Here is a 24,402-nt window from a genome sequence, read left to right on the forward strand (position 1 = left end):
AACCCCAGGTAATGCACGTATGAGCAAAATGGTGCGCGCCGGCAACCTGCTCTTCCTCGCGGGACAAACTTCGTCTGGCGCACCCGAGGCGCACACAATAGAGGAGCAGGTCACCGAAGCGCTTGGGCGCATTGATGCTCTACTTGAGCACGCGGGCAGCAGCAAGCAACACCTGTTGTCGGTAACGATCTACTTGAAGGATATGGCGCTTTTTGATCGTATGAATGTCGCCTGGCAAAACTGGGTCGATCCGCAGCACTTACCCGTGCGCTGCACTGTTCAGGCGACGCTCGGATTGCCGGAGTTGCTGGTTGAATTCAGTGTTACCGCTGCGACTTGACGAATGGGCTGCGGCCCCCGGATTGCTTTCAATGGCGAGGTTGAACAGTGCGAGCACTCACGTACAATCGGGGGCTTCACCCGAATCCGGATCGCCAAAATTTCCCTTAACTTCAACAGTACCCCTAGCCAATCAACCATCGTTATTCCACGGTACTCCGTGTTTGTTGGAGTCAGCAGACGTTTCCATGATCGTCTCCCACAGGTTATGGGAAGATCATTCTGCACTACAGACGTCGGCAAGCCGGGCGTTCTCGTGGCCTTAGCTTTGTGGTCTGCGGGACGCCGACTTGGCCTAATCGGTCATTCGTTCAACGTCTCAGCTATGTCGGTCCCTGTGTCCGCTCCGGCTGAGTATTCGCCAGCTGACATGTCGGCACGACCGGCCGTTGTAACTTGAAAGCCGCCGTTGAGGTCAAGGCGCGTCGAAGGACGGCAGTGGGTCGGGAGTGTGAATTCGCTTATGCAGGAAGCTGCCGTCGGGCTGCTCGATGCCGCCATCGTCAGCAATCCGCGACATTGCTGACGCACGACCCAGACCGCCCCAACGTCGGCAACATGCCCTGAGCCGGTCCGTCAAGTGATTTGGGGCATTTCAGGAGACGCCACGTGGCTCGTCGCCCAGATCGCAGACCGAAATCGAAAGCAGAATGAAATTTACCGGCAAATCGTTACCCGACGCGGCGAGTGCAGACTTATATTTAGTTATCCGAATGTAAAGCCGAGCGCCTTGCTGTTTTTCCAGCCTATCCGGTGCGCCAGACGTGGCGGCACAGAAAGAAATATCACAAATCAAAACAAATACATAAGCGACAATTCCACAATATGGGATGTCGGGTGCGCTCTTTTTTGTGCTTTTAGAGCACCGCTACGAAAGTGCGGACTTTTTTGTATGTCGATAACTATCGCCCCATCCGCAGTAGTGTTTTCACCCATATCGTTAAGTTCCGATATATGATTCGTTCTGTAGCGATGCATGTCGCGCACGCCCTGCGGCGTGCCGGTTGCCGAATCACCTGAAAACCATCCACATGACGCCCGATTTCGACGCGATCCACAAAGCGCTGGCCAACCCGGTCCGCCGGGAGATTCTCGGCTGGCTGCGCGAGCCGCACGCGCATTTTGCCGATCAGGAGTTGCCGCTCGACCACGGCGTGTGCGCGGGCAAGATCGACTCGCGCTGTGGTCTGTCGCAGTCCACCGTGTCGGCGCACCTGGCCGCGTTGCAGCGCGCGGGGCTCGTCACGTCGAAACGGGTTGGTCAATGGGTGTTTTTCAAACGCAACGAGCCCGTCATTCAGGCGTTCCTCGAATACATGAACACGAAGCTCTGAGCGCCGCATTCGCATCGCCGCGCTTCCTTTTTCACGCAGTTTTTTTTGAGGCTCGGGCCTTGCCCGCCGCCAAAGGTGAACTCTTATGCCGACTCTTTTCGATCCGCTGCAAATTGGCGATATCACGCTGCCGAACCGCATCATCATGGCGCCGCTCACGCGTCAGCGCGCCGAGGAAATCCGCGTGCCGAACGCGTTGATGGCGCGCTACTACGCCGAGCGCGCGAGCGCCGGTCTGATCCTCAGCGAAGCGACGTCGGTCACGCCGCAAGGCGTCGGCTACGCCGAAACGCCGGGCATCTGGTCGCAGGAGCAGGTCGAAGGCTGGAAGCTCGTCACGCAGGCCGTGCACGAGGCGGGCGGCAAGATCTTCCTGCAGCTCTGGCACGTCGGCCGTATTTCGGATCCGCTGTTCCTGAACGGCGAGTTGCCGGTCGCGCCGAGCGCGATCGCGGCGGGTGGTCACGTGAGCCTCGTGCGTCCCGAGCGTCCGTTCGTGACGCCGCGCGCGCTCGAGCTCGATGAAATCGCCGGTGTCGTCGAAGCGTTCCGCGAGGGCGCGGAAAACGCCAAGGCCGCGGGCTTCGATGGCGTCGAAGTGCACGGCGCGAACGGCTATCTGCTCGACCAGTTCCTGCAGGACAGCACCAACAAGCGTACCGATGCCTACGGCGGCCCGATCGAAAACCGCGCGCGTCTGCTGCTCGAAGTCACCGACGCGTGCATCAGCGTGTGGGGCGCAAACCGCGTCGGCGTGCATCTCGCGCCGCGCCGCGACGCGCACACGATGGGCGATTCCGATCCGGCCGCAACGTTCGGCTATGTCGCGCGCGAACTCGGCAAGCGCAAGATCGCGTTTATCGCGGCACGTGAAGCGCTCGGCGACGACCGCCTCGGCCCGCAGTTGAAGGAAGCGTTCGGCGGCCCGTATATCGCGAACGAGAAGTTCACCAGGGAAAGCGCGCAGCAGGTGCTCGACGCCGGTGAAGCGGATGCGGTGGCCTGGGGTCAGCTGTTCATCGCGAATCCGGATCTGGTGCGCCGCTTCGCTGAAGATGCGCCGCTGAACAAGCCGGTCCCGGCGACGTACTATGCGCGCGGCGAAGTCGGCTACACCGATTATCCGGCGCTCGAAACGGTGTAATCGGTAGCGACAGCGGGCTCATGTCCGCTGTATGAAATGACAAACCGGCGGGCGTGACTGAATTCCAGTCACGCCCGCCGCTTTTTGTGCGCTAGACAAGCTCGCGCCGCATAAACACCCGTTTCGATTCATCGAGTCCGCGCGCGATATGTGCGTCGCGCCGCGCGAGCAACGCCGCGTCGAGCTCCGACGTGTCGAGATCGCGAAACCCGAGCCGCCGGTAATACGGCGCATTCCACGGCACGTCGCGATACGTCGACAGCACCAGCTGTGTCATTTGTCGCGCGCGCGCGATTCGCGCGACCTCTTCGATCAATGCCGCGCCGATGCGCCTGCCCGCGTGCGAGCGCAGCACATCGAGTTCCTGAACGTAGATGCGCGTCGGCTGCGGCTCGAACATCACGAAGCCCGCGCAGATCGTCTGCTGGTCGAGCGCGACGATGATCTCGCGCGCCGCGATCTTGCGCTCGACGACCTCGCGCGCCATAGGCGGCGCGTCGGCAATCCCGGTCATGCCGACGCTGACGAAACGCAGGCCCGCTTCGAATTCGATGCCACGAATCGTTTCGGCATCGTGCAAAGCGGCAAATCGGAAGGTGATGGCGGAATCGTGCGACATGGCGTTGCGTCCGATGAAGACCGCCCGAGTTTGACATCGGCACCGCTACATCGACAAGCGGCATATGGCATAAACTCGCGCAAGCGCCCTGCACGCACGCTCGCGGGACTACACTCATCACATCCGAACGCCACCCGAGGCCACGCCAAGATGAACCTGATGAATGTGCTGCAGATCGCGCTGCACCTCGACCAGCACCTGAGCGCGCTGATCGTGCAGTTCGGCACGGCAATCTACGCACTGCTGTTTGTCGTCGTGTTCGTCGAATACGGTTTTCTGCCGCTGTTCTTTCTGCCCGGCGATCCGCTGATCTTCATCTGCGGCGCGCTCGCGGCCACCGGCGCGTTGAACGTGTGGATCATCGCGCCCGTGCTGTTCGTCGCGACGGTGGCCGGCAGCAGCGTCGGGTACGCGATCGGCCATGCGGTCGGCGACAAGGTCTATACCCGCAACTACTACTGGCTCAATCGCGATGCGCTGCGCCGCGCCCACGTGTTCAGCGAGACGCGCGGCCGCCTGACCTTCCTGCTGTCGCCGTTCATCGCCGTGGTGCGCACGTTCGCGCCGTTCGCCGCGGGCGTGTCGCGCATGACGTTCTCACGCTTCGTCGCGTTCGTCACCGCCGGCGCGGCGCTGTGGGTGGTCTCGCTGATCGCGGGCGGCTATCTGTTCGGCAACGTGCCGGTGGTGCGCGAGCATCTGAGTTCGCTGGTGTTGCTGGGCCTCGCGCTCGGCGGTGCGATGCTTGTCGGCGGAGCGGTATGGCGCTTTTTCAACCGGCGCATGCGGGCGCGCTGAGGCCATCGTGGCGACGTTTCGGCGTACGGCCTCCCGCCACCTCAAAACTTGACCCGGGCGAGATACGAAGGTAACCTTATCAGGAAACCTTCACATCATGTCATCGCACGAGTTCACCGCATGACCCAATCCCCTCCCGCAGTTACGCCGGAAGAACTTCATACGCTCGCCGAAGATCTGCGCGTGCTGGCGGGCAAGCTGCGCCGGCGTCTGCGCGAAGAGTCGCATGTCGGCGACTTCACGCCGTCGCAGGTGCAGGTGCTGAACTTGCTGGAACGCGAAGGCCCGGCCACCGTCACCTCGCTCGCGCGTGCGCACGGCATGCGGCCGCAGTCGATGGGAGAAACGCTCGCGGTACTGAAAGCCGCGGGGCTCGTCAGCGGCACGCCCGATCCTAACGATGGACGGCAGACGGTTCTGTCGCTGACACCCTCCTTTCGCAAGAAGGTCAAGGCAAGCCGCGCGGCACGCGAAGACTGGCTGTACCGCACGATTCAAACGCGTTTCACGGCAGCCGAACAGCAACAACTCGCGACGGGCGTCGATCTGCTGAAACGCCTCGTCGATTTGTAACTCGCGATTCGCGCACACGCGTCTCGCCACTCGCAGGAGCACTTCATGGCACTCACGACTCTCGACGCCAAAACCGCACTGGTCGTCGTCGACCTGCAGCGCGGCATCGTCGCGCTGCCCACCGCCCCCCATCCGGCCCGCGAAATCGTCGAACGCTCGGTTACGCTGCTCGATGCGTTCCGCCGCCACGGCCTGCCCGTCGTGCTCGTGAACGTCACCGCCGGCGCACCGGGCCGCACCGACCAGGGTCGCCGCTCCGCCGACTTCCCGCCCGGCTTCGCCGACCTTCTGCCCGAACTGAAGCAGCAGCCGTCGGACCATCTGGTCACGAAGCGCACGTGGGGCGCCTTCACGAACACGGACCTGGCCGCGTATCTGCAACAGCAAGGCGTCACGCAAGTGGTGCTCGTCGGTATCGCGACCAGCATCGGCGTCGAATCGACCGCGCGCTTCGCGAGCGAGGCGGGCCTGAACGTCACGCTCGTCGTCGACGCGATGACCGATCTGAACGCCGACGCGCACACCAACAGCATCACGCGCATCTTCCCGCGCCTCGGCGAAACCGGCACGACGCGGGAAGTGCTCGATCTGCTCGAACGTTCGCGCGCTGAAAGCCTGAATTGAAGCGGGCCGCTACCCGCATGCGGCCCACCCCGCGTTGAGGAAACCCCTGCCGTGAGCACCACGTTCCGTTCGCTGCGCATATTCAACTATCGTGTCTGGGCGAGCGGCGCGATCGTCTCGAACATCGGCACATGGATGCAGCGCACGGCGCAGGACTGGCTCGTGCTCACCGAGCTTACGCATCACAACGCGACGGCGGTGGGCATCGTGATGTCGCTGCAGTTCGGACCGCAGATGCTGTTGCTGCCGCTCACCGGCTACGCGGCCGATCACTTCGACCGCCGCAAGCTGCTGTTCGCGACCCAGGCGGCAATGGGTACGCTGGCGCTCGCGCTCGGTCTGCTCACGGTCACGGGGCTCGTGCAGCTATGGCAGGTCTACGTATTCGCGGGCCTGCTCGGCTGCGTGACCGCGTTCGATTCCCCCGCACGCCAAACCTTCGTATCCGACCTCGTCGGCGAACGCGATCTCGCGAATGCCGTCGCGCTGAACTCCACGTCGTTCAACGCCGCGCGCATGCTCGGGCCAGCGGTCGCGGGTCTGTTGATCGCGTCGGTGGGCAGTGGCTGGGTGTTTCTGATCAACGCGCTTTCGTTCGTCGCCGTGCTCGGTGCACTGCGCATGCTGCGGCTGGACCAGTTACATATCAAGTCGCGCAATGTGCGCTCGCGCGGCAGCTTCGTCGAAGGCTTCAAATATGTCTGGACACGCCCCGATCTGAAGGCGGCGCTCCTGATGCTGTTCCTGATCGGCACCTTCGGCCTGAACTTCCCGATCTTCATCTCGACGATGTCCGTCACCGCGTTCCGTGCAGGCGCGGGCGAGTACGGCGTGCTCAGCTCGACGATGGCGATTGGCTCGGTCACCGGCGCTCTGCTGGCCGCGCGCCGCGCGCGGCCCACCATGGGGCTGCTGCTCGGCGCCGGCGCGATGTTCGGCGTCGGCTGCACGGCGGCTGCGCTGATGCCGAACTACGTGCTGTTCGGCATCGTGCTGATCGCGATCGGCGTGTCGACGCAGACCTTCACCACCTCGACCAATAGCCTCGTGCAACTGACCACCGAACCGGCCATGCGCGGCCGCGTGATCGCGATCCTGCTCGCGATCGCGCTCGGCGGCACACCGCTCGGCGCGCCGGTGGTCGGCTGGGTCGCCGACCGTTTCGGGCCACGCTGGGCGCTCGGCGTCGGCGCTGCATCGGGCTTCGGCGCCGCGCTCGTCGGACTTGTCTATCTGATGCGATACCGGCAACTGCGTTTCTATCGCGAAGGCTGGCGCCTGCGTTACAGCATCGAAGATCCGCGGCCCGTCACGGCCACCACGGTCGTTCCCGACTCCGTAACGACGGTTCAGCGTAGCGAGCTGGACGAGGCGGAAGAGGATACGGCTTCGAGCGTGTAAAAGCGCAAGCGTGTGAGCACCGGATCCTGGCAGGCGCAGCTCAGAGTCCGCCCACGCCGCGCGTCACCCGTGCACACGGTCCGTGCGTCGGCTGCTCCCTGAGAAACTCGATGCACACCTGAATCCGCGCCGACGACGACAAGCGCTCGGCCGTCACCGCGCACACTCCCGTATCCCTCCTTCGCCCACTGCACGACGATGTCGCTCAGATTCGACGCGACCGTGCCCGTCACCTTCACGCTCCTTTCGCCATGCGGCCCGCTCAGGCGCCAGACCCCGAAGCGGTCGTCGCGGCCGCGAAACAGTGGGGCAAGGGGCAGTCGTTTGAAGCCGGTTTGAATGCAATGCCCGGCGCACTCAGGCCGTGGTTAACCCGGAGTGCGCCGCGCCAGCTCGTGACACGCGTCGATCCATCCGGTTGTGGCGCACCGCGGCAACGAGACCAGGAAAATCCTGGCTTGCGCGGCGCCCGTTTAAAGGCGCCAATGATTCAGCCGTAGAAGCTGACAAAAACATTTCCCATTCAGGAGGCGTCATGCAAACGAACGCATCGGCAAGCAGCGGGCATAGCTCGCAGGCGCGCAAGGCTACCGCCAGCGGCTGGATCGGCTCGGCACTCGAGTACTACGATTTCTTCATCTATGCGCAGGCCGCCGCCCTGATCTTTCCTCAGCTGTTCTTCCCTTCCGGTAATCCCAAGATCGCGATCGTCGCATCGCTCGCAACCTACGGCGTCGGCTACGTCGCGCGGCCGATCGGCGCGGTCGTGCTCGGGCACTGGGGCGATACACACGGGCGCAAGAACGTACTGCTCGTCTGCATGTTCCTGATGGGTCTGTCGACGATGGCGGTCGGTCTGCTGCCGACCTATCAGCACGTCGGCTTTCTCGCGCCGGTGCTGCTCGTCGTGCTGCGACTGATCCAGGGTTTCGCGGTCGCTGGTGAAATCTCGGGCGCCAGTTCGATGATCCTCGAACACGCGCCATTCGGGCGACGCGGCTTTTACGCGAGCTTCACGCTGCAAGGCGTGCAGGCCGGCCAGATTCTGGCCGCCGCGATCTTCCTGCCGCTCGCCTATTTCATGAACGACGCCTCGTTCAATGCGTGGGGCTGGCGCATTCCGTTCCTGCTCAGCGCGGTCGTGCTGATCGCCGGGTACATCATCCGCCGCGAAGTCGAGGAAACGCCCGCGTTCGAGAAGGAGGACGCGAGCGGCGGCGTGCCGCGCTCGCCGATCGTCGAAGCATTCAAGTACAACTGGGGCGACATGCTGCGCGTCGTGCTGTGCTCGCTGATGAACGTGATCCCGGTCGTCGCGACGATCTTCGGCGCGGCGTACGCGGTGCAGCCGTCGTACGGTATCGGCTTTTCGAAGAGCCTGTATCTGTGGATTCCGGTGATCGGCAACATCGTCGCGGTGCTGGTGATTCCGTACGTGGGCAATCTGTCCGACCGGATCGGGCGGCGTCTGCCGATCATCGTCGGCGCGCTCGGCGCAGGGCTGCTTTCTTTCGCGTATCTGTACGCGATCAGCATCCACAACGTGCCGCTTGCGATGGTGGTGTCGATCCTGATGTGGGGCGTCATCTATCAAGGCTACAACGCGATCTTCCCGAGCTTCTACCCGGAACTGTTCCCGACCCGTTCGCGCGTCTCCGCGATGGCGATCGGCCAGAACATCGGCACGACGATCACCGCGCTGCTGCCGGCGCTGTTCGCCTACGTCGCGCCGCCGGGATCGCACAACGTGCCGCTGACGATCGGCGCGATCACGTTCGCCATCACGATCGTCTGCGCGATCGCCGCATGGAGCGCGCGTGAGAACTTCCGTGTGCGGCTTGGCGACCTCGGCGAAAAGAACGTCGTGCCGCTCGACAAGCTCAGCTACGACGCAATGCGCGCGCAGAGCATGGCCGACGCGAAAAAGGCCGCTGCTTGAGCCCGCTTGCCTTTTAACGCGTCTTGATCAGGACTTTCAGGGAACCCGCTCATGAACCGCACCCGGATCGCCGTCGCCGGCGCGGGCACGTTCGGCTCGCTCGCGGTACCGACGATGCGCCTGAAGACCTACGCCAAAGCCGCGGACCGCGCGAAGCGTTCCGGCATCAGTCGGTGTTCGCGGAGATCGTCAAAGGACAGATTTGCGGCTTCGGCGTGGACAGCTATCTGCTCGGGCTGCGCGCGGCGGTATCGGCGGCGGGCTAGCCACGGGAACGCGCCGCGCGGCGCTGGCCTCGCGCGGCTAGCGCCATGTTTCGGTCAACTCGTTGGCCAGCACCATCTTCTGGCGCACCGCCTCGACGAAGGCCGCGTCGATGCCCGCCTGCGCCTTCAGGAATTTAAGCGCGGCGGAATGCACGGCGCGCAACGCGCCGCCGTCGATGCCCGTCATACGCGCCGCGCCGCGGCGCGTTTCCTCGACCAGATCGCGCGCGCTCGTGAAGTCGGGCGACAAGCCGCATTGCGCGTCGAACGCGGCGCGCAGACCGGCCGCGTAGTCGCGCGACTCGCCGAGCCGCTCCATATCGATCAGCAAATCGACGCCCTCGCCCATGCGCAGCGCGCAGAGGATCCACAACGCAATGAACGCGCGATACGCGTTGTCGCTGTCCACCGTGCGCGCGAATTGCTCGCAGGCGACGGCATACGCGTCATCGGGCATCGACGGTAGCGGCGGCAGGCGTACGCCGCACACGCCGATCGCTTCGCGCACCAGCGGGTCCATCTGATTCAGACCGAGCACGCGAAACGGCGCGGCGACAAAGAATGCATTGCTCCACTGCTGCCTCAGCATCCAACCCGATGCGAACTGCGATGCGGGATTGCGCAGCACGCCCACGTGCAGCGCCTCGGCAAACGCGCGCTTCAGCCACGGCAGACGACCGCCCGTGCGGCAAAACTTGAGGACGGGCACGCGGCCCTGCTCGATCGTGTGCTCGCTCAGCGCACGCAGATAGGCCTGCAGTGACGGGAATGTCGCATCGGGATCGCGCGTAAAGCGATCGATGCTGAAGCGCCGGTCGTAACCCGCCACGCCGCGCGCGTCTTCGCGCAAAAACGGGCGGTATTCGTCGAAGTAGGGTGCGGCGAGCGGCGGGTGCCCCGAGGTCAAGGTCGGCCGCGAGGCGGGCACGTCGGCGGGTTTGAGATCGGCGAGCACATTGCTGAGCGGCTCGTAAAAACCGGCCGCGCGCTCGTGTTCGCGCAGCCGCGACCACACCCACGTGCCCGCGCTGCGCCAGCCCGTGTGCAGAAAAACCGCCTGTTTCAGCGGAGTATTGGGCGTGGCGTCGTACGCGGACGACTCATGAGGCAACGGCATGGGACTTCTCTTCCAATGATTGGATCAATAGACTGGAAGCGCCACTTTACCCTGTGATCGATCCGCACGCATTATGCTGCGAGATTCCCCGCTCGCGCCATTGCACCCACCTCGCACCCATGAACGATTCGGCCGATATCCGCTTCCTGCTCACGCTGCGCGCGAGCGGCAGCCTGATCGCCGCCGCGCGCCGACTCGCGCTGTCGCCGTCGGCGGTCACGCAGCGCCTGCAGCAACTCGAAAAGAAGCTCGGCATGCAGCTCGTGAACCGCAGCGCGCGCCGCCTGCAATTCACCGACGAAGGCCTGCTGCTGTGCGAGCGCGGCGCCGAACTGATCGAGCAGTTCGACGCGCTGTTCGACGATCTGCAAACGCGCCGCGGCGGCCTCGTCGGCACGCTGAAGATCAACGCGCCGCTCGGTTTCGGACGACGCCATCTGGCGCCGCTGATCGGCGAGTTCCAGCAGCAGAACCCCGACATCGACGTCGCGCTGACGCTGTCCGACCGGCCGTTGACCGAAACGCTCGATCGCTTCGATATCGTCGTGCATATCGGCGAGCTGCCGCCGTCGAACCTGGTCGGCTATACGATCGCGCCGAACGCGCGCTTCGTCTGCGCGGCGCCCGCGCTCGTCAGGCGAATCGGCCAGCCCGAATCGCCGGATGCGTTGAGCCGGCTGCCGTGCATCGTGCTGCGCGAAAACAATGAGGACGTGTCACTGTGGCCATTCAGCAAGGGCCGCACGCGCCGCAGCGTGCGCGTGTCCGCGCATCTGAGTTGCAACGACGGCGACGTGATCCGCCAATGGGCCTGCGAGGGACGCGGCGTGATTCTGCGCTCCGAATGGGACGTCGCCGAGGATCTTGCGAAGGGCAAACTCGTGCGTCTGCTGCCGGGCTGGAAAGCGCCGGACGCGAACGTGATCGCGCTCACGCATCAGCGGGCGGGACTGCCCGCGCGCACGCGCCATTTCATGCAGTATCTGCAAGGCCGCTTCAGGCCGTTGCCACCGTGGCGGCGGTGATTCAGTCCATCTGAATCTAACAGTCAACCTATCTGAACGCTGAAGTACTATCGAAAACCTATAATTGACTCATCCTCAACAGCCGGCCCCATGCAATCATGACTGCCGCCGCCCATTCCACCGACACCCCCGCCTACCCCGACGCGGTCCTGTTCGACCTGCTAACCGCCCTGCTCGACTCGTGGACCTCATGGAACCGTGCGGCAGGCTCCGACGAAGCGGGCCGCGCATGGCGTGCCGCCTATCTGCGTCTGACATACGGCTGCGGCCGCTACGTTCCCTACGAACACCTGGTGCGCGAGGCCGCCACGCAAGTCGGTTTGTCCGAATCGGCCGCGAACGCGCTCGAGGCGAACTGGCTGAACCTGACGCCGTGGCCCGGCGCGTTCGGTGCGTTGCGCGCGCTCGCGCCGCACTGCAAGCTCGCGGTCGTCACCAATTGCTCGACGCGGCTCGGCTCGCAGGCGGCCGCGCTCTTGCCCGTGCGCTGGGACGCGATCGTGACCGCCGAGGAAGCCGGCGTCTACAAGCCGGACCCGCAACCGTACCGCCTCGCGCTCGACAAGCTCGGCGTCGAGCCGCGCCGCGCCGCGTTCGTCGCCGGCTCGAGCTACGACATGTTCGGCACCGCCGCCGTCGGCTTGCGGACCTACTGGCACAACCACGTCGGCCTGCCGCTCGTCACGGGAGCGCAGGCGCCCGAGGTCGAAGCGGCCTCGCTCGATGGGCTGGTGCCGTGGCTCGCAGGCTTTGGCCGCGATCGTCGTCACTGAATCTCCAACCTCACCTCGCTCCTCAGGTGCAAACATGAAACTCGAACAGATCGAAACCCCGGCCGCGCTGATCGACGTCGCGCGGATGCAGAAGAACATCGCGCGGATGCAGGGGCTGATGAATGCGCTCGGCGTCGCGTTCCGGCCGCACGTGAAGACCACCAAGTGCATCGACGTCGTGCGCGCGCAGATCGCCGCCGGCGCGCGCGGCATTACGGTGTCGACGCTGAAGGAAGCGGAAGCGTTCTTCGCGGCCGGCGTCGACGACATCCTGTACGCCGTCAGCATGGTTCCGTCGAAGCTGCCGCGCGCGCTCGCGCTGCGCCGCCAGGGCTGCGAACTGAAGCTCGTGGTCGACAATCCGACCGCCGCCACGGCGATCGCCGCGTTCGGCGACCAGCACGGCGAAACGTTCGAGGTCTGGATCGAGGTCGATACAGACGGACATCGCTCGGGCATCCAGCCCGAACAGCAGACGCTGCTCGACGTCGGGCGGATTCTGCACGAGAACGGCGTGAAGGTCGGCGGCGTGATGACCCATGCGGGTTCGAGCTACGAGTTGAATACGCCTGAGGCGCTCGCCGCGCTCGCGGAGCAGGAGCGCGCGGGCTGCGTGCGCGCCGCCGAACGTTTGCGCGAGGCGGGCATCGCGTGTCCGGCCATCAGCGTCGGTTCGACGCCGACCGCGCTCGCCGCGCGGCATCTCGAAGGCGTCACCGAGGTGCGGGCCGGCGTCTACGTGCTGTTCGATCTGGTCATGCACAACGTGGGCGTTTGCACGCTCGACGACATCGCGCTTAGCGTACTCACGAGCGTGATCGGTCATCAGGAAGACAAAGGCTGGGCGATTCTCGACGCGGGCTGGATGGCGTTAAGCCGTGATCGCGGTACGTCGCGGCAGTCGCACGATTTCGGCTATGGGCAGCCGTGTTTGCTCAATGGCACGTTGCTGCCGGACTATGTCGTGAGCGGCGCCAATCAGGAGCATGGGATTCTTGCGGCGGTTCCGGCCGATGCGCGAGCCGATGCACGGACCGACGACATCGCGCAGCGCTTTCCGATCGGTATGAAACTGCGCATCCTGCCGAACCACGCTTGTGCGACCGGCGCGCAGTTCCCCGAGTATCACGCGGTTGCGCCGGACGGCAGCAGCGTCGAATGGCAGCGATTTTACGGCTGGTAGGTCGGCGGCTTCAAAACATGCCCGGCGCACTCGGCACACTCAAGGAGAACCAACGCCTTCTGCCAGAATCATCCATCGCCCATAGACGGACGTGAATCCCGCCGTTAGCGTGGAATCTCCACAGGAATACAGAGGATTCTTGCATGTCCGAGTTGAATGAACCAGACGGCGTTCGCGTCGTGCTGAGCGCCCCGCAACTGGCGGCGGTGCTGACCCGCCAGTCGATCAGTCAGACCGAAATGCTTTCTAACCGGCTATGGGGCGGGTTGCAACTCGTCGGCGGTTTGCTGGAAATGGTCGGTGCTGGGGCATTGTGTGTCATGCCAGAACCGACCATGGCGAGCAAGGCCGGGTGTATTGTGTTCGGCGCACATGGGTCTGATACGGCGTCGGCGGGTTTGCGTCAAATCTGGACGGCCCGGGATACGGCCACGCTGACACAGCTGGGCACGACGAAGCTGGCCGAGACAATGAGGGCGGGTCCTGACGCGGCGAACAACATCGGCCTCTTTCTTGATCTAGCAGTCTCGGTGGGCGTGGCGGGATCGATCAAGGCAGTACGGGCGTCCGAGATCACGATGGGCCGGTTCAGGCTGATGCAGCATGAAGCAAAGCCTGGCAGCCGCTTTGGCGGGCATACATTCGAAAAGCATGTGGCGCGGACTGAAGCACAGTTGCGTGAGCGACTGGCGCGCGAACCAAAGCGCCGGGTTGTTTCATCGTTCACTGATCTACAAACGGCAGAGTGGGCGATTTCCAAGGTCATACAGGACAACGCGGCCCGGATAACGACGTGGGCGCAATCTCATACCGGTTCCATACGACTGGAACTGACGGGCGATGCAGGTAGGCAGGTAGGGTACGGGGTCATTCGCAAGACGGGGGAGATGGTGAATCTGAGCAAGGTTCACATGTTCTTGATCCGGAAGGAATATAACGGCATGCCATACTACGTCCTGACCGCCTACCTGATGCCATGAGCTTACTGTGAAAGACGAATCACCTTACCCGAATCTGGATTTTCTGATTCATGGCTATTTCAATGAAGATTTCGATTTATGGGGCAACGACGTACAGGAAATTGTCACGTGCTTCAAAAAAGAGAGCGACAAGACCCTTCATAAGTTAGTCGTGGGTGAAATCGATCGTTTTGAAAGCGACCATTCCGCCAACCTGGACGGATATTTTGAGGAAATCTATGGCCTCTACGTTGATCCCGAGCCGTGGGGTCACACGACCGCCTCATTTCTCGATGAAGTGAAGCGTCTCCTGAAAGAGTAGATAGCCCCAAACCTGCCGCGAAACGTCGGTCACTCATCCTCTTCCGACAACCCCGCCAACAGATCGTCGACCGCGCGATACACGCGCTCGACGATCTCCGGTCCCACCTTGCGCTCGAGCTCGCGATAGTGCGCCTCGAGATCCTTCGAAATCACGCGCACCAGTTCGACGCTCGTATCGGTCAGCGACACGAGCACGCGCCGCTGATCCTCCGCGAAACGTTCTTTCGTCACGAGTTCCATGCTCTCCATGCGCGCAAGCACGCCGGCCATGCTCGGGCTCGAAATCGTGCAGATGTCGGAGATGTGGCGCGGCTCCATCGGGCCGTGCTCGTTGAGCGCGCGAATCACTCGCCATTGCTGCTCGGTGAGTCCATGCGCGGTGATCAACGGACGAAAACGCTCCATCATTTTTTCGCGGGCGCGTAACAACAGCATCGGCAAATTGCGGTGCAAAACTCGGGTGGACGCAGCGGACATGGTGGCAAGGAATCAGAAAAAAACAGCTGTCGAAGCTTACGGGAAAACCCGCGATCAACCGGCAGCCTATTGACCATCAATGATATCAAGCGGGATACTACTAACATCTTAGTGTTTTCGCAAAACTTTCGCCACGAGGCTGCGCATTTATGTTTGCCCTTGCCGATCATCTGCTGCATCCCGAAGGCGACGCGCTGCCTCGCGACGTGGACGCGCACACCGCGGCCGCGTTGCTGGCACGCGGCGTTGCGTGTCGCGCGCCGGTCAGCGGCGTCGTGTACGGCGCCCTGCTGAACGATCGCGCCGCCTTGAACGCGCTGGGCGACGCAGTGCATGCGGCACCGTACAAGGCACCCCCGAAAGCGCCGATTCTGTATCTGAAGCCGCGCAACACGCTGGCCGGGCATCGGGCGCGCGTGGTCGTGCCGGATAACACGCTCGGCGTCGAGGTCGGCGCGTCACTCGGCATCGTGATCGGCCGTACCGCGACGCGCGTCGGCGTCCAGCGCGCGGCGGACTACATCGCCGGCTATACGCTGGTCGGCGATCTGAGCGTGCCGCATACCAACGTGTATCGCCCGAACGTGCGACTGCGCGCATGCGACGGCTTCTGCGTGATCGGACCGGCGCTCGTCGCCGCGCGCCACGTCGCCGCGCCGGATCGGCTCGACATCGCCGTCTCGCTGAACCGCGCCGAACCGTTCACGGCAAGCACCGCAACCTCGGTGCGCAACGTCGCGCAATTGCTCGCCGACGTCACCGATTTCATGACGCTGAACGCGGGCGACGTGCTCACGCTCGGCGTCCGGCACGGCTCGCCGGTCGCACATGTCGGCGATACGGCCACGCTGTCGATCGGCACGCTGCCGCCCTTGACCATATCGTTCATCGGCATGGATCAACACAACGGAGAACCGTCATGATGCGCGGCCGCGTCGCCTATGCGGGAGCGATTCACGAAGCGTATCCGCACGAGCAGGGTGTCCGCCTCGCCGACGGCCGCGTGCGTCGCGAGGACGAAGTGGTCTGGCTTGCGCCGATCGAAGTCGGCACGATCTTCGCGCTCGGCCTGAACTACGCCGAGCACGCGAAGGAATTGCAGTTCAGCAAACAGGAAGAACCGCTGGTGTTTCTGAAGGGGCCCGGCACGGTGCTCGGCCATCGCGGCGTCACGCGTCGCCCCGCCGATGTCACGTTCATGCACTACGAGTGCGAGCTCGCGGTCGTGATCGGGCGAACCGCGCAAAACGTCGCGCGTGAAGACGCCATGCAGCACGTGGCGGGCTACATGATCGCGAACGACTACGCGATTCGCGACTACCTCGAAAACTACTATCGCCCGAATCTGCGCGTGAAGAATCGCGACGGCGGCACGGTGCTCGGCCCCTGGTTCGTCGACGCCACCGACATCGCCGACATCACGCAGCTCGAGCTGCGCACGTTCGTCAACGGCACGCGTCAGCAATGCGGCAATACGCGCGATCTCGTCACGGACATCCGCGCACTGATCGAATACCTGAGCGGCTTCATGACGCTCGCGCCCGGCGACGTGATCCTGACCGGCACGCCCGAAGGCATCGTCAACGTCAACACGGGCGACGAAGTCGTCTGCGAAATCGACGGCCTCGGCCGTCTCGTCAACACGATCGCCTCGGACGCGGACTTCGGCCGCACCTGATCGACAGCAAAAACCCACCGAACAGCGAAAGGACAAGGCAATGCCGATCGACCATCTGATCAACGGCGAGGCGTGCACCTCGAGCGACTATTTCGAAACCGTCAATCCGGCCACCCAGGAAGTGCTCGCCGAGGTCGCACGCGGCGGCGCGAAGGAGATCGATGCGGCCGTGCAAGCGGCCAAAGGCGCCTTCCCCGCCTGGGCCGCGAAACCCGCCGCGGAACGCGCGAAGCTGATTCGCAAACTCGGCGAGCTGATCACGAAGCACGTGCCGGAAATCTCGGAGACCGAAACGAAGGACACCGGCCAGACGATCTCGCAGACGCGCAAGCAACTGGTGCCGCGCGCGGCCGACAACTTCAGCTATTTCGCCGAGATGTGCACGCGCGTCGACGGCCACACGTACCCGACCGACTCGCATCTGAACTACACGCTGTTTCATCCGGTCGGCGTGTGCGCGCTAATCTCGCCGTGGAACGTGCCGTTCATGACGGCCACCTGGAAGGTGGCGCCCTGCCTCGCGTTCGGCAACACCGCTGTGCTGAAGATGAGCGAGCTGTCGCCGCTGAGCGCTTCGATGCTCGGCAAGCTCGCGCTCGAAGCGGGCGTCCCGGCGGGCGTGCTGAACGTCGTGCACGGCTATGGCAAGGAAGCGGGCGAGCCACTCGTTGCGCATCGCGACGTGCGCGCGGTGTCGTTCACCGGGTCGACCGCGACCGGCAACCGCATCGTGCAAACCGCAGGCCTGAAGAAGTTCTCGATGGAGCTTGGCGGCAAGTCGCCGTTCGTGATCTTCGACGACGCCGACTTCGAACGCGCGCTCGATGCCGCTGTGTTCATGATCTTCTCGAACAATGGCGAGCGCTGCACCGCGGGCTCGCGCATTCTCGTGCAGCGCTCCATTTACGCGCGGTTTGCCGAGCGCTTCGTCGAGCGCGCGAAGCGTCTGACGGTGGGCGATCCGCTCGCGGACAGCACGATCGTCGGCCCGATGATCAGCCAGGGGCATCTCGCCAAAGTGCGCAGCTATATCGAGCTCGGCCCGAAGGAAGGTGCCACGCTTGCGTGCGGCGGGCTCGATACGCCCGAGTTGCCCGACGCCTTGCGTCACGGCAATTTCGTCGCGCCGACCGTGTTCGTCGACGTCGACAACCGTATGCGCATCGCGCAGGAAGAGATCTTCGGACCGGTCGCGTGCCTGATTCCGTTCGACGATGAAGCCGAGGCGATCCGTCTCGCCAACGATATTTCGTATGGTCTGTCGAGCTATATCTGGACCGAGAACACGGGCCGCGCGTTGCGCGTGGCGGCCGCCGTCGAAGCCGGCATGTGCTTCGTGAACAGCCAGAACGTGCGCGATCTGCGCCAGCCGTTCGGCGGCACGAAGGCGTCGGGTGTGGGCCGTGAAGGCGGGACGTGGAGTTATGAAGTGTTCCTCGAACCGAAGAACGTCTGCGTGTCGCTCGGCTCGCATCATATTCCGCGCTGGGGCAATTGATCGCGACGTCCAACGAAATTGCTAAAGCATGGGACCGGAGTAAGAGCTGACGCTCTAACTCCGCTCGACACTGGAGACCGCGATGGGCAAACTCGCGTTGGCAGCAAAAGTTACACATGTGCCGTCGTTGTATTTATCCGAGCTCGACGGTCCGCACAAGGGTTGCCGTCAGGCCGCGATCGACGGACACCATGAAATCGGCCGACGCTGCCGCGAACTTGGCGTCGATACGATCGTCGTGTTCGACGTGCACTGGCTAGTGAATAGCGAATACCACATCAATTGCGCGCCGAAGTTCGAAGGCGTGTACACGAGCAACGAGCTGCCGCATTTCATCAGGAACATGCCGTACGCGTATCCTGGCAATGTCGGGCTCGGTCAGCTGATCGCGGACGCCGCCAACGAAATGGGCGTGAAAAGCCGCGCGCACAGCGAGACCACGCTCGAGCTCGAATACGGCACGCTGGTGCCGATGCGCTATATGAACGGCGATCAGCACTTCAAGGCGGTGTCGGTGGCGGGCTGGTGCATGTGGCACGACCTCGCGACCAGCGCGCGTTTCGGCCTCGCGGTACGCAAGGCCATCGAAGAACGCTACGACGGTACGGTGGCCATTCTCGCGAGCGGCTCGCTGTCGCATCACTTCGCGAACAACGGCACCGCCGAGCAGTTCATGCACAAAGTCTGGAGCCCGTTCCTCGAACAGATGGATCGCAGCGTGGTGCGCATGTGGGAAGCCGGCGACTGGAAGACCTTCTGCGACATGCTGCCGCTCTACAACGAGAAATGTTGGGGCGAAGGCGGCATGCACGATACCGCGATGCTGCTCGGTGCGCTCGGCTGGGATCGCTACGACGGCAAGGTCGAAGTCGTCACGCCTTATTTCGGCAGTTCGGGCACCGGCCAGATCAACGCGATCTTCCCGGTCACGCCGCTACCCGTCTGACACTCGCGAAGGAATCGCCATGCCTCACTTGACACTCGAATACAGCGCCAACCTCGCGGACGCGCAACGCCTCGGCGAACTATGCAAAGACCTCGCGCAGTGCCTCGACGCGCAGCGCGATAACGGCGAGCGCGTCTATCCGCTCGGCGGCATCCGCGTGCGCGCGCTGCGCTGCGACCAGTACTGCATCGCCGATGGGCGGCCCGACGCCGCGTTCCTGCACGCGAATCTGAAGATCGGCGCCGGCCGCCCGGAGGCCGTCAAGAAGGCGACCGGCGACGCGCTGTTCGCGCTGATCAAGCAGCGCTTCGCCACTGAGTTCGAACGGCAGGGGCTCGCGTTGTCGCTCGAAATCAACGAGTTCAGCGAAGCGGGCACCTGGAAGCACAACAATCTGCACGCGCGCTTCAAGGGCTGACATCAGCATGCTAGACGAACAAACCATTCGCGACCTCGCCGCGCAACTCGATCACGCGGAAAAGACCCGCACGCAGCTGCGCCATTTTTCCGCGCAGTATCCAGAGATGACCGTACAGGACGGCTACGCGATACAACGCGAGTGGGTCAAGCTGAAACTCGCCGAAGGCCACGTAATCAAGGGCAGGAAGATCGGCCTGACGTCGCGCGCGATGCAGCGCTCGTCGCAGATCGACGAACCGGACTATGCGCCCCTGCTCGACAGCATGTTCATCGAAAGCGGCGAGGACATTCGCGTGGATCGCTTCATCGCGCCGCGCGTCGAAGTGGAACTCGCGTTCGTGCTGAACAAACCGCTGAAGGGCCCCGGCGTCACACTGTTCGCTGTGCTCGACGCGACCGCGTACGTGAGCCCGGCCGTCGAAATCATCGACGCGCGCATCGAGCAGTTCGATCGCGAAACACGCGCGCCGCGCAAGGTGCATGACACGATCTCCGACTTCGCCGCGAACGCGGGCGTCGTGCTCGGCGGCCGGCCGGTGCGTCCGCTCGACGTCGACCTGCGCTGGGTCGGCGCGCTGCTGTACAAGAACGGCGCGGTCGAGGAAAGCGGGCTCGCGGCGGCGGTGCTCAACCATCCGGCCACCGGCGTCGCGTGGCTCGCCAACAAAATTGCTCCGCATGACGAATCGTTGAATGCGGGCGACGTGATCCTGAGCGGCTCGTTCACGAGCCCGGTTCCCGCCCGCGCGGGCGACACGTTCCACATCGACTATGGCCCGCTCGGCGGCATCGGTTTGAATTTCATCTGAACGCATCGATATGTCCTTGCCGAACAACCCCTTCAAGCGCGCGCTCGCCGAAGGCAGACCGCAGTTCGGCCTGTGGGCCGCGCTCGCCGACGCCTACGTGACCGAGCTGCTCGCCACCGCCGGCTTCGACTGGCTGCTGATCGACAACGAGCACGCACCGAACGACGTACGCAGCACGCTGTCGCAATTGCAGGCGGTCGCCGCGTATCCGTCGCATCCGGTCGTGCGGCCGGTACGCAGCGACGCCGCGCTGATCAAGCAGTTGCTCGACATCGGCGCGCAAACGCTGCTGCTGCCAATGATCGACACGGCCGCGCAAGCGCTCGATGCGGTCGCGGCCACGCGTTATCCGCCACAAGGCATTCGCGGCGTCGGCAGCGCGCTCGCGCGTGCGTCGCGCTGGAATCGCGTGTCCGACTATCTGGACACCGCCGCCGACGAACTGTGCGTGATCGTGCAGGCGGAGACCGTGCAGAGCCTCGACAATCTCGTGGAGATCGCGCATGTGGATGGCGTCGATGGCGTGTTTTTCGGGCCGTCGGATCTGAGCGCGTCGATGGGATTGCTCGGCAAGCCGGGCGACGCGCGCGTGCGCGACGCGATTCGCCACGGCATCGACACCGTGCGCACCGCTGGCAAGGCAGCGGGCGTGCTCGCCCCTGATCCCGCGCTGGCGGCCGAATATCTGGCGGCGGGCGCGACCTTCGTCGCGGTCGGCACGGACGCCGGCTTGCTGAGCCGCGCGGCCGCGGACCTCGCCGCGTCGTACAAGGAGCTGGCGGCGAGCGCGCCGCAGGTCAAAGGCGGGTATTGAAGCGAAAGCCTTTCACTTCCCCTACTCGCCCGCCGGCCAAGGCAAGCCTCGCGCCGACCAATCCAGCTCGACCCCCAACACACAGCGCCCGCTCGCCAGCTGCGCGGCAAGTGTCACTGCGATGCACGGCCGCCCGCTCGCGAGCGACAGATAAGGATTACTGGTGACCGCCTCGCCGGGCAACAGCACCGCATTGCGGAAGTACGGCCGATGATCCCAGCGCGCATCGCGCGGATTCGCGACCGGCTGCAGCGACGCCGCGTCCTCGCACCACGCCGGCCCGCGCACCTCGTGACCGATCTGGCGGCCGGTGTCGTCGAGGATGAAACAGCTGATGCAACGCTTGAAGGTGGCGAGCAGCGCGAACGCGTCGTCCATCATGGCGCCGGCGCGCAAGCCGTCGGCCGCGCGCCGCAGTTCGAGCCGGTACGGCTCCATTTCGGATTCGAACAACGCATGCTGATGCGCACGGCCCTGCGCGATCACGTCGAACGCATCGTCGATCTGGCGATGCACCGAGTCGGGCGGCGCGATCTCTGCCGCGGGCCGCCCTAGCAGATAGCCCTGCGCGAAATCGACATTCGACTCGACCGCGAGAATCAGCTCGTCGGCCGTCTCGACGCCTTCGACGACCACCAGCATCCCCGCCTGGTGCAGCAGCGACACGAGTTTCGGCAGGATCGGCTGCTGCGTGCCGTGCGTGGTCGCGCGAATCAGCTCGCCGTCGAGCTTGACGAGGTCCGGCCGGATCCGCAGCAGCCGGTCGAGATTCGACTGGCCCGCGCCGAAGTCGTCGACTGCGATCAGGAAGCCGTGCTGGCGATAGCGCGCCGCCGCGCGCGACATCTCGTCGACGCTGCCGCCATGCGATTCGAGAATCTCCAGGATCACGCGCTCGGGTTCGAGCCCCGCGGCGCGCACGATCTTCGTCAACTGGTCGGCGTAGCCTTCGGCGACGAAGGTGGACGGCAGGATGTTCAGGAACAGCCACGCGTCGCCGGGCAGCGCGCGACGTGCGTTGCCGAGATGCACCGCGTGGCTCGCGCGGTCGAGCGCGCCTTCGTCGCTCGACGGCTTCGGCGCGAACATCACGACCGGCGGCACCAGCGTGCCGTCGCCATGCTCTCCGCGCAGCAGCGCCTCGAAGCCGACCTGCTTCTGATGCGATAGGCTGTAGAGCGGCTGAAAGTGCGAGATCAGAAAGAAGTCTTCCCAGCGGTAGCGCGCCGGGTCGGCGCTCGGATCGCCGAACGATGACTGCAGCGCGTCGAACGGCAGCGCGCGCTCCGCGCAGACACGGTTGCGCCCCGTCTGCTTCGCGCGCAATAACGCTTCGTCCGCGCGATCGAGCAGCATCATGAAGCTTTCGCCGCGCCGATGCTCGGCGACGCCGAAGCTCGCGGTCAGATGGCCGTCCGGCCGTTCGATCGCGGCGATGTCGAGACGCAGCCGCTCGGCGATCTGCAGCGCGCCGGTGAGATCATCGTCGAGCAGCAGCGCGAATTCCTCGCCGCCGATGCGGCTCACGCTTTGGTAGAGCGCAACCGCGTCCTTCAGCACCTGCGCGACCTGGAACAGCGCATGGTCGCCGACCGCATGACCGAAGCGGTCGTTGAGCGACTTGAAGCTGTCGATGTCGAGAAAGATCGCGCTGATCTGCGCCCCTGGCGCCAGCGTCTCGAGGCGTCCCTCCGCGTGCTTGACGAACGAGCGACGATTTTGCAGGCCGGTCAGCGGATCGGTCGCCGCGAGTTGCGCGAGCTGGCTCTCGAGCAGAAAGTGATTGCGCCGGAAACGGTAGAAGCCGAAATGGAATACCACCGCCGTCGGCGCACCGATCGCGATGAGCCACGTCCACACGGCCGCCTCGACCTCGGGCGCATGAGCTTTGCCGCGCAGCAGCGCGATGGCCGCCGCGTAGAACACCACGCTGCCGGTGACGAAATGCGCGGGCGTGAGCCATAGCGGCGCCGCGCAGATCGGTATCACCACGAATGCGGGCAATAGCCACGGCAACGGATGCGCGAGGCCCTTCGCATTCAGCACGAGCCCGGCGATCAGCACCAGTTCGTACGCGACGCCGATCGCGCCGAACAGCGCCGTCGACTTCGCGCGCGGGATCGCCAGCACCAGCAGCGCGAGCAGGAGCGCGCATAGCAGCCGGTACGCGAGCGGCCCGGCCGGTGCGCCGACCAGTTCGCGCGCCGTTACCATGCACAGGAACGCAACCACCGTGAAGCCCATCGTCACGAGGGAAAGCGGCCGCTGATGGTCGAGCGAGCGCCGGTGAAAGCGCTCACGCATGCTTGGCTCGGGCAGGTGCTGCGTCGGGATGGCAGACATAGATGGTTGATCAGGGTTTCCGGTCACTCCGCCAATAGTTATCGGCAAACGTTCGATAAACATTTATGGCTAACGTAACACGACGTATAAATTCGACGCCTGCGTGCCGAACGACGCCGCGCCGATCTTTCGCGCGACTCGCCATCCGCCGAATGTATGATTAAAAGACTAAAGCGCAAAGCAGGCCGGCTTGCCGGCTAATACACCTATGGTTCCGCAGGCCTTTTCGCACGCCAGGCGAAGATTAACCTTTCAATTTCTTTTAAGCAGCAAAAATTACGTAATTCATGTGGCTCGATTGCGCGCTTATTACCGTATAAGCCGAGCAATGGAAAGTGGCTAAAAGCCTGTGTCTTAAGTAGACTGATTGCAATGTGTGCCGGACACCCTAGACAACCCGGTAGAAATGACGTAATCGGCGCCCGATTGCCGACGACTCCAATGCTCAATGGCTGTCACGTCCGCAATGTGCAACGGGCCGCGACCACTTCCGGAAAACATGGTCCCTATCCTCAACTATCTGCTCGAACGCCAAATCTCGCCGCAATGGCGCGGCATGCTGAGCGCGCTGGCGAGCGAGTTCGAAGCGCAAATCGGACACGACGAGCTGCGCCAACTGATGCATCGCGTCGGCAGCCGTTTCGCGCTCGCGTATCCGCTGCCCGCCTGCGCATCGACGGCCGAGCTCGAGCAGGTGTTGAATTCTTACTGGCATCAGATGGATTGGGGTTACGTCGCGCTCGCCGATGAGGCGGAGTCGCTGCGCATCATTCACTATTGCGCGCCGCTGCCCGCCTTCGGCGAATCGGCGCTCGCCTGGACGCCGGCATTTCTCGAAGGCGCCTATCAGACGTGGTTGAGCGCGTTGGGCGCGCAGGGTTTGTCGGTCGTGCAGACGAGCGCGTTCGGCGAGGACAGCTCGCTCGAATTCCGCCTCGGCCGTCACCCCGCCTGAGCACCAGCGGGTGCTGCACGCGTACGTGCGAACGAGCGTGCGAC

At 64.1% G+C, this 24,402-nt stretch carries 25 protein-coding genes and 2 pseudogenes; 22 read left to right on the top strand and 5 right to left on the bottom strand.

Annotation, left to right across the window (positions count from 1 at the left end):
- Positions 1 to 19 precede the first annotated feature (19 nt).
- The 3 genes from OKW26_RS14470 to OKW26_RS14480 all read left to right on the top strand — a co-directional run bounded on the left by OKW26_RS14470 (position 20) and on the right by OKW26_RS14480 (position 2,817).
- The gene (locus OKW26_RS14470; RefSeq protein ID WP_429354038.1) at positions 20 to 340 is read left to right on the top strand and encodes a RidA family protein; all 321 of its coding nucleotides are present in this window, start codon (positions 20 to 22) and stop codon (positions 338 to 340) included.
- A 1,030-nt stretch (positions 341 to 1,370) separates the two neighbouring features.
- Complete coding sequence (locus OKW26_RS14475; protein ID WP_018424976.1) at positions 1,371 to 1,673, top strand: ArsR/SmtB family transcription factor; 303 nt, start codon at positions 1,371 to 1,373, stop codon at positions 1,671 to 1,673.
- A gap of 85 nt (positions 1,674 to 1,758) precedes the next feature.
- The gene (locus OKW26_RS14480; RefSeq protein WP_429354039.1) at positions 1,759 to 2,817 is read left to right on the top strand and encodes an alkene reductase; all 1,059 of its coding nucleotides are present in this window, start codon (positions 1,759 to 1,761) and stop codon (positions 2,815 to 2,817) included.
- A 91-nt stretch (positions 2,818 to 2,908) separates the two neighbouring features.
- Here OKW26_RS14480 and OKW26_RS14485 read toward each other — a convergent pair whose 3' ends face one another.
- Positions 2,909 to 3,436: a GNAT family N-acetyltransferase gene (locus tag OKW26_RS14485; protein WP_429354040.1), complete on the bottom strand. Its 528-nt coding sequence runs from the start codon at positions 3,434 to 3,436 to the stop codon at positions 2,909 to 2,911.
- Between the two features lie 150 nt (positions 3,437 to 3,586).
- Between OKW26_RS14485 and OKW26_RS14490 the strand changes: the two genes are divergently transcribed.
- From OKW26_RS14490 to OKW26_RS14505, 4 genes are all read left to right on the top strand, one after another.
- Entirely contained in the window at positions 3,587 to 4,234 is a 648-nt protein-coding gene (locus OKW26_RS14490; RefSeq protein WP_018424973.1) for a VTT domain-containing protein, read from the top strand.
- Positions 4,235 to 4,354: 120 nt separating this feature from the next.
- The gene (locus OKW26_RS14495; RefSeq protein ID WP_184065162.1) at positions 4,355 to 4,807 is read left to right on the top strand and encodes a MarR family winged helix-turn-helix transcriptional regulator; all 453 of its coding nucleotides are present in this window, start codon (positions 4,355 to 4,357) and stop codon (positions 4,805 to 4,807) included.
- A gap of 45 nt (positions 4,808 to 4,852) precedes the next feature.
- Entirely contained in the window at positions 4,853 to 5,431 is a 579-nt protein-coding gene (locus OKW26_RS14500; protein ID WP_429354041.1) for an isochorismatase family protein, read from the top strand.
- A gap of 51 nt (positions 5,432 to 5,482) precedes the next feature.
- Positions 5,483 to 6,832 (top strand): MFS transporter, encoded by a 1,350-nt coding sequence (locus OKW26_RS14505; protein WP_429354042.1) that lies wholly within the window; start codon positions 5,483 to 5,485, stop codon positions 6,830 to 6,832.
- A gap of 40 nt (positions 6,833 to 6,872) precedes the next feature.
- On the opposite strand, the pseudogene OKW26_RS14510 reads toward OKW26_RS14505, so the two are convergent.
- A pseudogene (locus OKW26_RS14510) lies at positions 6,873 to 7,137 on the bottom strand (LysR family transcriptional regulator); the annotation flags it as partial.
- Positions 7,138 to 7,367: 230 nt separating this feature from the next.
- Here OKW26_RS14510 and OKW26_RS14515 point away from each other — a divergent pair.
- Positions 7,368 to 8,771 (top strand): MFS transporter, encoded by a 1,404-nt coding sequence (locus OKW26_RS14515; protein ID WP_090806323.1) that lies wholly within the window; start codon positions 7,368 to 7,370, stop codon positions 8,769 to 8,771.
- Between the two features lie 149 nt (positions 8,772 to 8,920).
- A pseudogene (locus OKW26_RS14520) lies at positions 8,921 to 9,037 on the top strand (type II 3-dehydroquinate dehydratase); the annotation flags it as partial.
- A gap of 37 nt (positions 9,038 to 9,074) precedes the next feature.
- On the opposite strand, the gene OKW26_RS14525 reads toward OKW26_RS14520, so the two are convergent.
- Complete coding sequence (locus tag OKW26_RS14525) at positions 9,075 to 10,154, bottom strand: hypothetical protein (protein WP_429354043.1); 1,080 nt, start codon at positions 10,152 to 10,154, stop codon at positions 9,075 to 9,077.
- A 119-nt stretch (positions 10,155 to 10,273) separates the two neighbouring features.
- On the opposite strand from OKW26_RS14525, the gene OKW26_RS14530 reads away from it, so the two are divergent.
- The 5 genes from OKW26_RS14530 (at position 10,274) to OKW26_RS14550 (ending at position 14,416) form a co-directional block, all read left to right on the top strand.
- Entirely contained in the window at positions 10,274 to 11,179 is a 906-nt protein-coding gene (locus tag OKW26_RS14530) for a LysR substrate-binding domain-containing protein (RefSeq protein WP_184065174.1), read from the top strand.
- 98 nt (positions 11,180 to 11,277) lie between these two features.
- Positions 11,278 to 11,952, top strand: coding sequence for an HAD-IA family hydrolase (locus tag OKW26_RS14535; RefSeq protein ID WP_429354044.1), 675 nt, complete (start codon positions 11,278 to 11,280; stop codon positions 11,950 to 11,952).
- 34 nt (positions 11,953 to 11,986) lie between these two features.
- Complete coding sequence (locus OKW26_RS14540; protein WP_429354045.1) at positions 11,987 to 13,135, top strand: DSD1 family PLP-dependent enzyme; 1,149 nt, start codon at positions 11,987 to 11,989, stop codon at positions 13,133 to 13,135.
- Positions 13,136 to 13,278: 143 nt separating this feature from the next.
- Entirely contained in the window at positions 13,279 to 14,115 is an 837-nt protein-coding gene (locus tag OKW26_RS14545) for an RNase A-like domain-containing protein (protein ID WP_429354046.1), read from the top strand.
- A gap of 7 nt (positions 14,116 to 14,122) precedes the next feature.
- Positions 14,123 to 14,416 (top strand): contact-dependent growth inhibition system immunity protein, encoded by a 294-nt coding sequence (locus tag OKW26_RS14550; RefSeq protein ID WP_429354047.1) that lies wholly within the window; start codon positions 14,123 to 14,125, stop codon positions 14,414 to 14,416.
- Between the two features lie 29 nt (positions 14,417 to 14,445).
- Here OKW26_RS14550 and hpaR read toward each other — a convergent pair whose 3' ends face one another.
- Positions 14,446 to 14,853, bottom strand: a complete 408-nt coding sequence (hpaR, locus tag OKW26_RS14555) for a homoprotocatechuate degradation operon regulator HpaR (protein WP_018424961.1) — start codon at positions 14,851 to 14,853, stop codon at positions 14,446 to 14,448.
- Between the two features lie 191 nt (positions 14,854 to 15,044).
- Between hpaR and OKW26_RS14560 the strand changes: the two genes are divergently transcribed.
- The 7 genes from OKW26_RS14560 to hpaI all read left to right on the top strand — a co-directional run bounded on the left by OKW26_RS14560 (position 15,045) and on the right by hpaI (position 21,060).
- Positions 15,045 to 15,818, top strand: a complete 774-nt coding sequence (locus OKW26_RS14560) for a fumarylacetoacetate hydrolase family protein (RefSeq protein ID WP_429354048.1) — start codon at positions 15,045 to 15,047, stop codon at positions 15,816 to 15,818.
- On the top strand, positions 15,815 to 16,573 hold the full coding sequence (locus OKW26_RS14565) for a fumarylacetoacetate hydrolase family protein (RefSeq protein ID WP_429354049.1): 759 nt from the start codon (positions 15,815 to 15,817) through the stop codon (positions 16,571 to 16,573). Before OKW26_RS14560 ends, OKW26_RS14565 begins: the two co-directional genes overlap by 4 nt.
- A gap of 40 nt (positions 16,574 to 16,613) precedes the next feature.
- Complete coding sequence (gene hpaE / locus OKW26_RS14570; protein WP_429354050.1) at positions 16,614 to 18,071, top strand: 5-carboxymethyl-2-hydroxymuconate semialdehyde dehydrogenase; 1,458 nt, start codon at positions 16,614 to 16,616, stop codon at positions 18,069 to 18,071.
- A gap of 82 nt (positions 18,072 to 18,153) precedes the next feature.
- Positions 18,154 to 19,017, top strand: coding sequence for a 3,4-dihydroxyphenylacetate 2,3-dioxygenase (hpaD, locus tag OKW26_RS14575; RefSeq protein ID WP_429354051.1), 864 nt, complete (start codon positions 18,154 to 18,156; stop codon positions 19,015 to 19,017).
- A 19-nt stretch (positions 19,018 to 19,036) separates the two neighbouring features.
- Entirely contained in the window at positions 19,037 to 19,435 is a 399-nt protein-coding gene (locus tag OKW26_RS14580; protein ID WP_090806343.1) for a 5-carboxymethyl-2-hydroxymuconate Delta-isomerase, read from the top strand.
- Positions 19,436 to 19,442: 7 nt separating this feature from the next.
- Positions 19,443 to 20,246 (top strand): 2-oxo-hept-4-ene-1,7-dioate hydratase, encoded by an 804-nt coding sequence (gene hpaH / locus OKW26_RS14585; protein WP_429354052.1) that lies wholly within the window; start codon positions 19,443 to 19,445, stop codon positions 20,244 to 20,246.
- A gap of 10 nt (positions 20,247 to 20,256) precedes the next feature.
- Complete coding sequence (hpaI, locus tag OKW26_RS14590) at positions 20,257 to 21,060, top strand: 4-hydroxy-2-oxoheptanedioate aldolase (RefSeq protein ID WP_429354053.1); 804 nt, start codon at positions 20,257 to 20,259, stop codon at positions 21,058 to 21,060.
- Between the two features lie 21 nt (positions 21,061 to 21,081).
- Here hpaI and OKW26_RS14595 read toward each other — a convergent pair whose 3' ends face one another.
- On the bottom strand, positions 21,082 to 23,403 hold the full coding sequence (locus OKW26_RS14595) for an EAL domain-containing protein (protein WP_429354054.1): 2,322 nt from the start codon (positions 23,401 to 23,403) through the stop codon (positions 21,082 to 21,084).
- Positions 23,404 to 23,902: 499 nt separating this feature from the next.
- Here OKW26_RS14595 and bcsD point away from each other — a divergent pair, with 499 nt between their 5' ends.
- Entirely contained in the window at positions 23,903 to 24,358 is a 456-nt protein-coding gene (bcsD, locus tag OKW26_RS14600; protein ID WP_090806351.1) for a cellulose biosynthesis protein BcsD, read from the top strand.
- Positions 24,359 to 24,402 lie beyond the last annotated feature (44 nt).

The sequence above is a fragment of the Paraburkholderia sp. 32 genome (genome assembly GCF_050435345.1).
GTDB lineage: Bacteria > Pseudomonadota > Gammaproteobacteria > Burkholderiales > Burkholderiaceae > Paraburkholderia > Paraburkholderia tuberum.

Excerpts from the sequence above, each read along its gene's own strand:
- OKW26_RS14470 (WP_429354038.1), top strand. The coding sequence starts at position 20 with ATGAGCAAAATGGTGCGCGCCGGCAACCTGCTCTTCCTCGCGGGACAA.
- OKW26_RS14475 (WP_018424976.1), top strand. The coding sequence starts at position 1,371 with ATGACGCCCGATTTCGACGCGATCCACAAAGCGCTGGCCAACCCGGTC.
- OKW26_RS14480 (WP_429354039.1), top strand. The coding sequence starts at position 1,759 with ATGCCGACTCTTTTCGATCCGCTGCAAATTGGCGATATCACGCTGCCG.
- OKW26_RS14485 (WP_429354040.1), bottom strand. The coding sequence starts at position 3,436 with ATGTCGCACGATTCCGCCATCACCTTCCGATTTGCCGCTTTGCACGAT.
- OKW26_RS14490 (WP_018424973.1), top strand. The coding sequence starts at position 3,587 with ATGAACCTGATGAATGTGCTGCAGATCGCGCTGCACCTCGACCAGCAC.
- OKW26_RS14495 (WP_184065162.1), top strand. The coding sequence starts at position 4,355 with ATGACCCAATCCCCTCCCGCAGTTACGCCGGAAGAACTTCATACGCTC.
- OKW26_RS14500 (WP_429354041.1), top strand. The coding sequence starts at position 4,853 with ATGGCACTCACGACTCTCGACGCCAAAACCGCACTGGTCGTCGTCGAC.
- OKW26_RS14515 (WP_090806323.1), top strand. The coding sequence starts at position 7,368 with ATGCAAACGAACGCATCGGCAAGCAGCGGGCATAGCTCGCAGGCGCGC.
- OKW26_RS14525 (WP_429354043.1), bottom strand. The coding sequence starts at position 10,154 with ATGCCGTTGCCTCATGAGTCGTCCGCGTACGACGCCACGCCCAATACT.
- OKW26_RS14530 (WP_184065174.1), top strand. The coding sequence starts at position 10,274 with ATGAACGATTCGGCCGATATCCGCTTCCTGCTCACGCTGCGCGCGAGC.
- OKW26_RS14535 (WP_429354044.1), top strand. The coding sequence starts at position 11,278 with ATGACTGCCGCCGCCCATTCCACCGACACCCCCGCCTACCCCGACGCG.
- OKW26_RS14540 (WP_429354045.1), top strand. The coding sequence starts at position 11,987 with ATGAAACTCGAACAGATCGAAACCCCGGCCGCGCTGATCGACGTCGCG.
- OKW26_RS14545 (WP_429354046.1), top strand. The coding sequence starts at position 13,279 with ATGTCCGAGTTGAATGAACCAGACGGCGTTCGCGTCGTGCTGAGCGCC.
- hpaR (WP_018424961.1), bottom strand. The coding sequence starts at position 14,853 with ATGCTGTTGTTACGCGCCCGCGAAAAAATGATGGAGCGTTTTCGTCCG.
- OKW26_RS14560 (WP_429354048.1), top strand. The coding sequence starts at position 15,045 with ATGTTTGCCCTTGCCGATCATCTGCTGCATCCCGAAGGCGACGCGCTG.
- OKW26_RS14565 (WP_429354049.1), top strand. The coding sequence starts at position 15,815 with ATGATGCGCGGCCGCGTCGCCTATGCGGGAGCGATTCACGAAGCGTAT.
- hpaE (WP_429354050.1), top strand. The coding sequence starts at position 16,614 with ATGCCGATCGACCATCTGATCAACGGCGAGGCGTGCACCTCGAGCGAC.
- hpaD (WP_429354051.1), top strand. The coding sequence starts at position 18,154 with ATGGGCAAACTCGCGTTGGCAGCAAAAGTTACACATGTGCCGTCGTTG.
- OKW26_RS14580 (WP_090806343.1), top strand. The coding sequence starts at position 19,037 with ATGCCTCACTTGACACTCGAATACAGCGCCAACCTCGCGGACGCGCAA.
- hpaH (WP_429354052.1), top strand. The coding sequence starts at position 19,443 with ATGCTAGACGAACAAACCATTCGCGACCTCGCCGCGCAACTCGATCAC.
- hpaI (WP_429354053.1), top strand. The coding sequence starts at position 20,257 with ATGTCCTTGCCGAACAACCCCTTCAAGCGCGCGCTCGCCGAAGGCAGA.
- OKW26_RS14595 (WP_429354054.1), bottom strand. The coding sequence starts at position 23,403 with ATGTCTGCCATCCCGACGCAGCACCTGCCCGAGCCAAGCATGCGTGAG.
- bcsD (WP_090806351.1), top strand. The coding sequence starts at position 23,903 with ATGGTCCCTATCCTCAACTATCTGCTCGAACGCCAAATCTCGCCGCAA.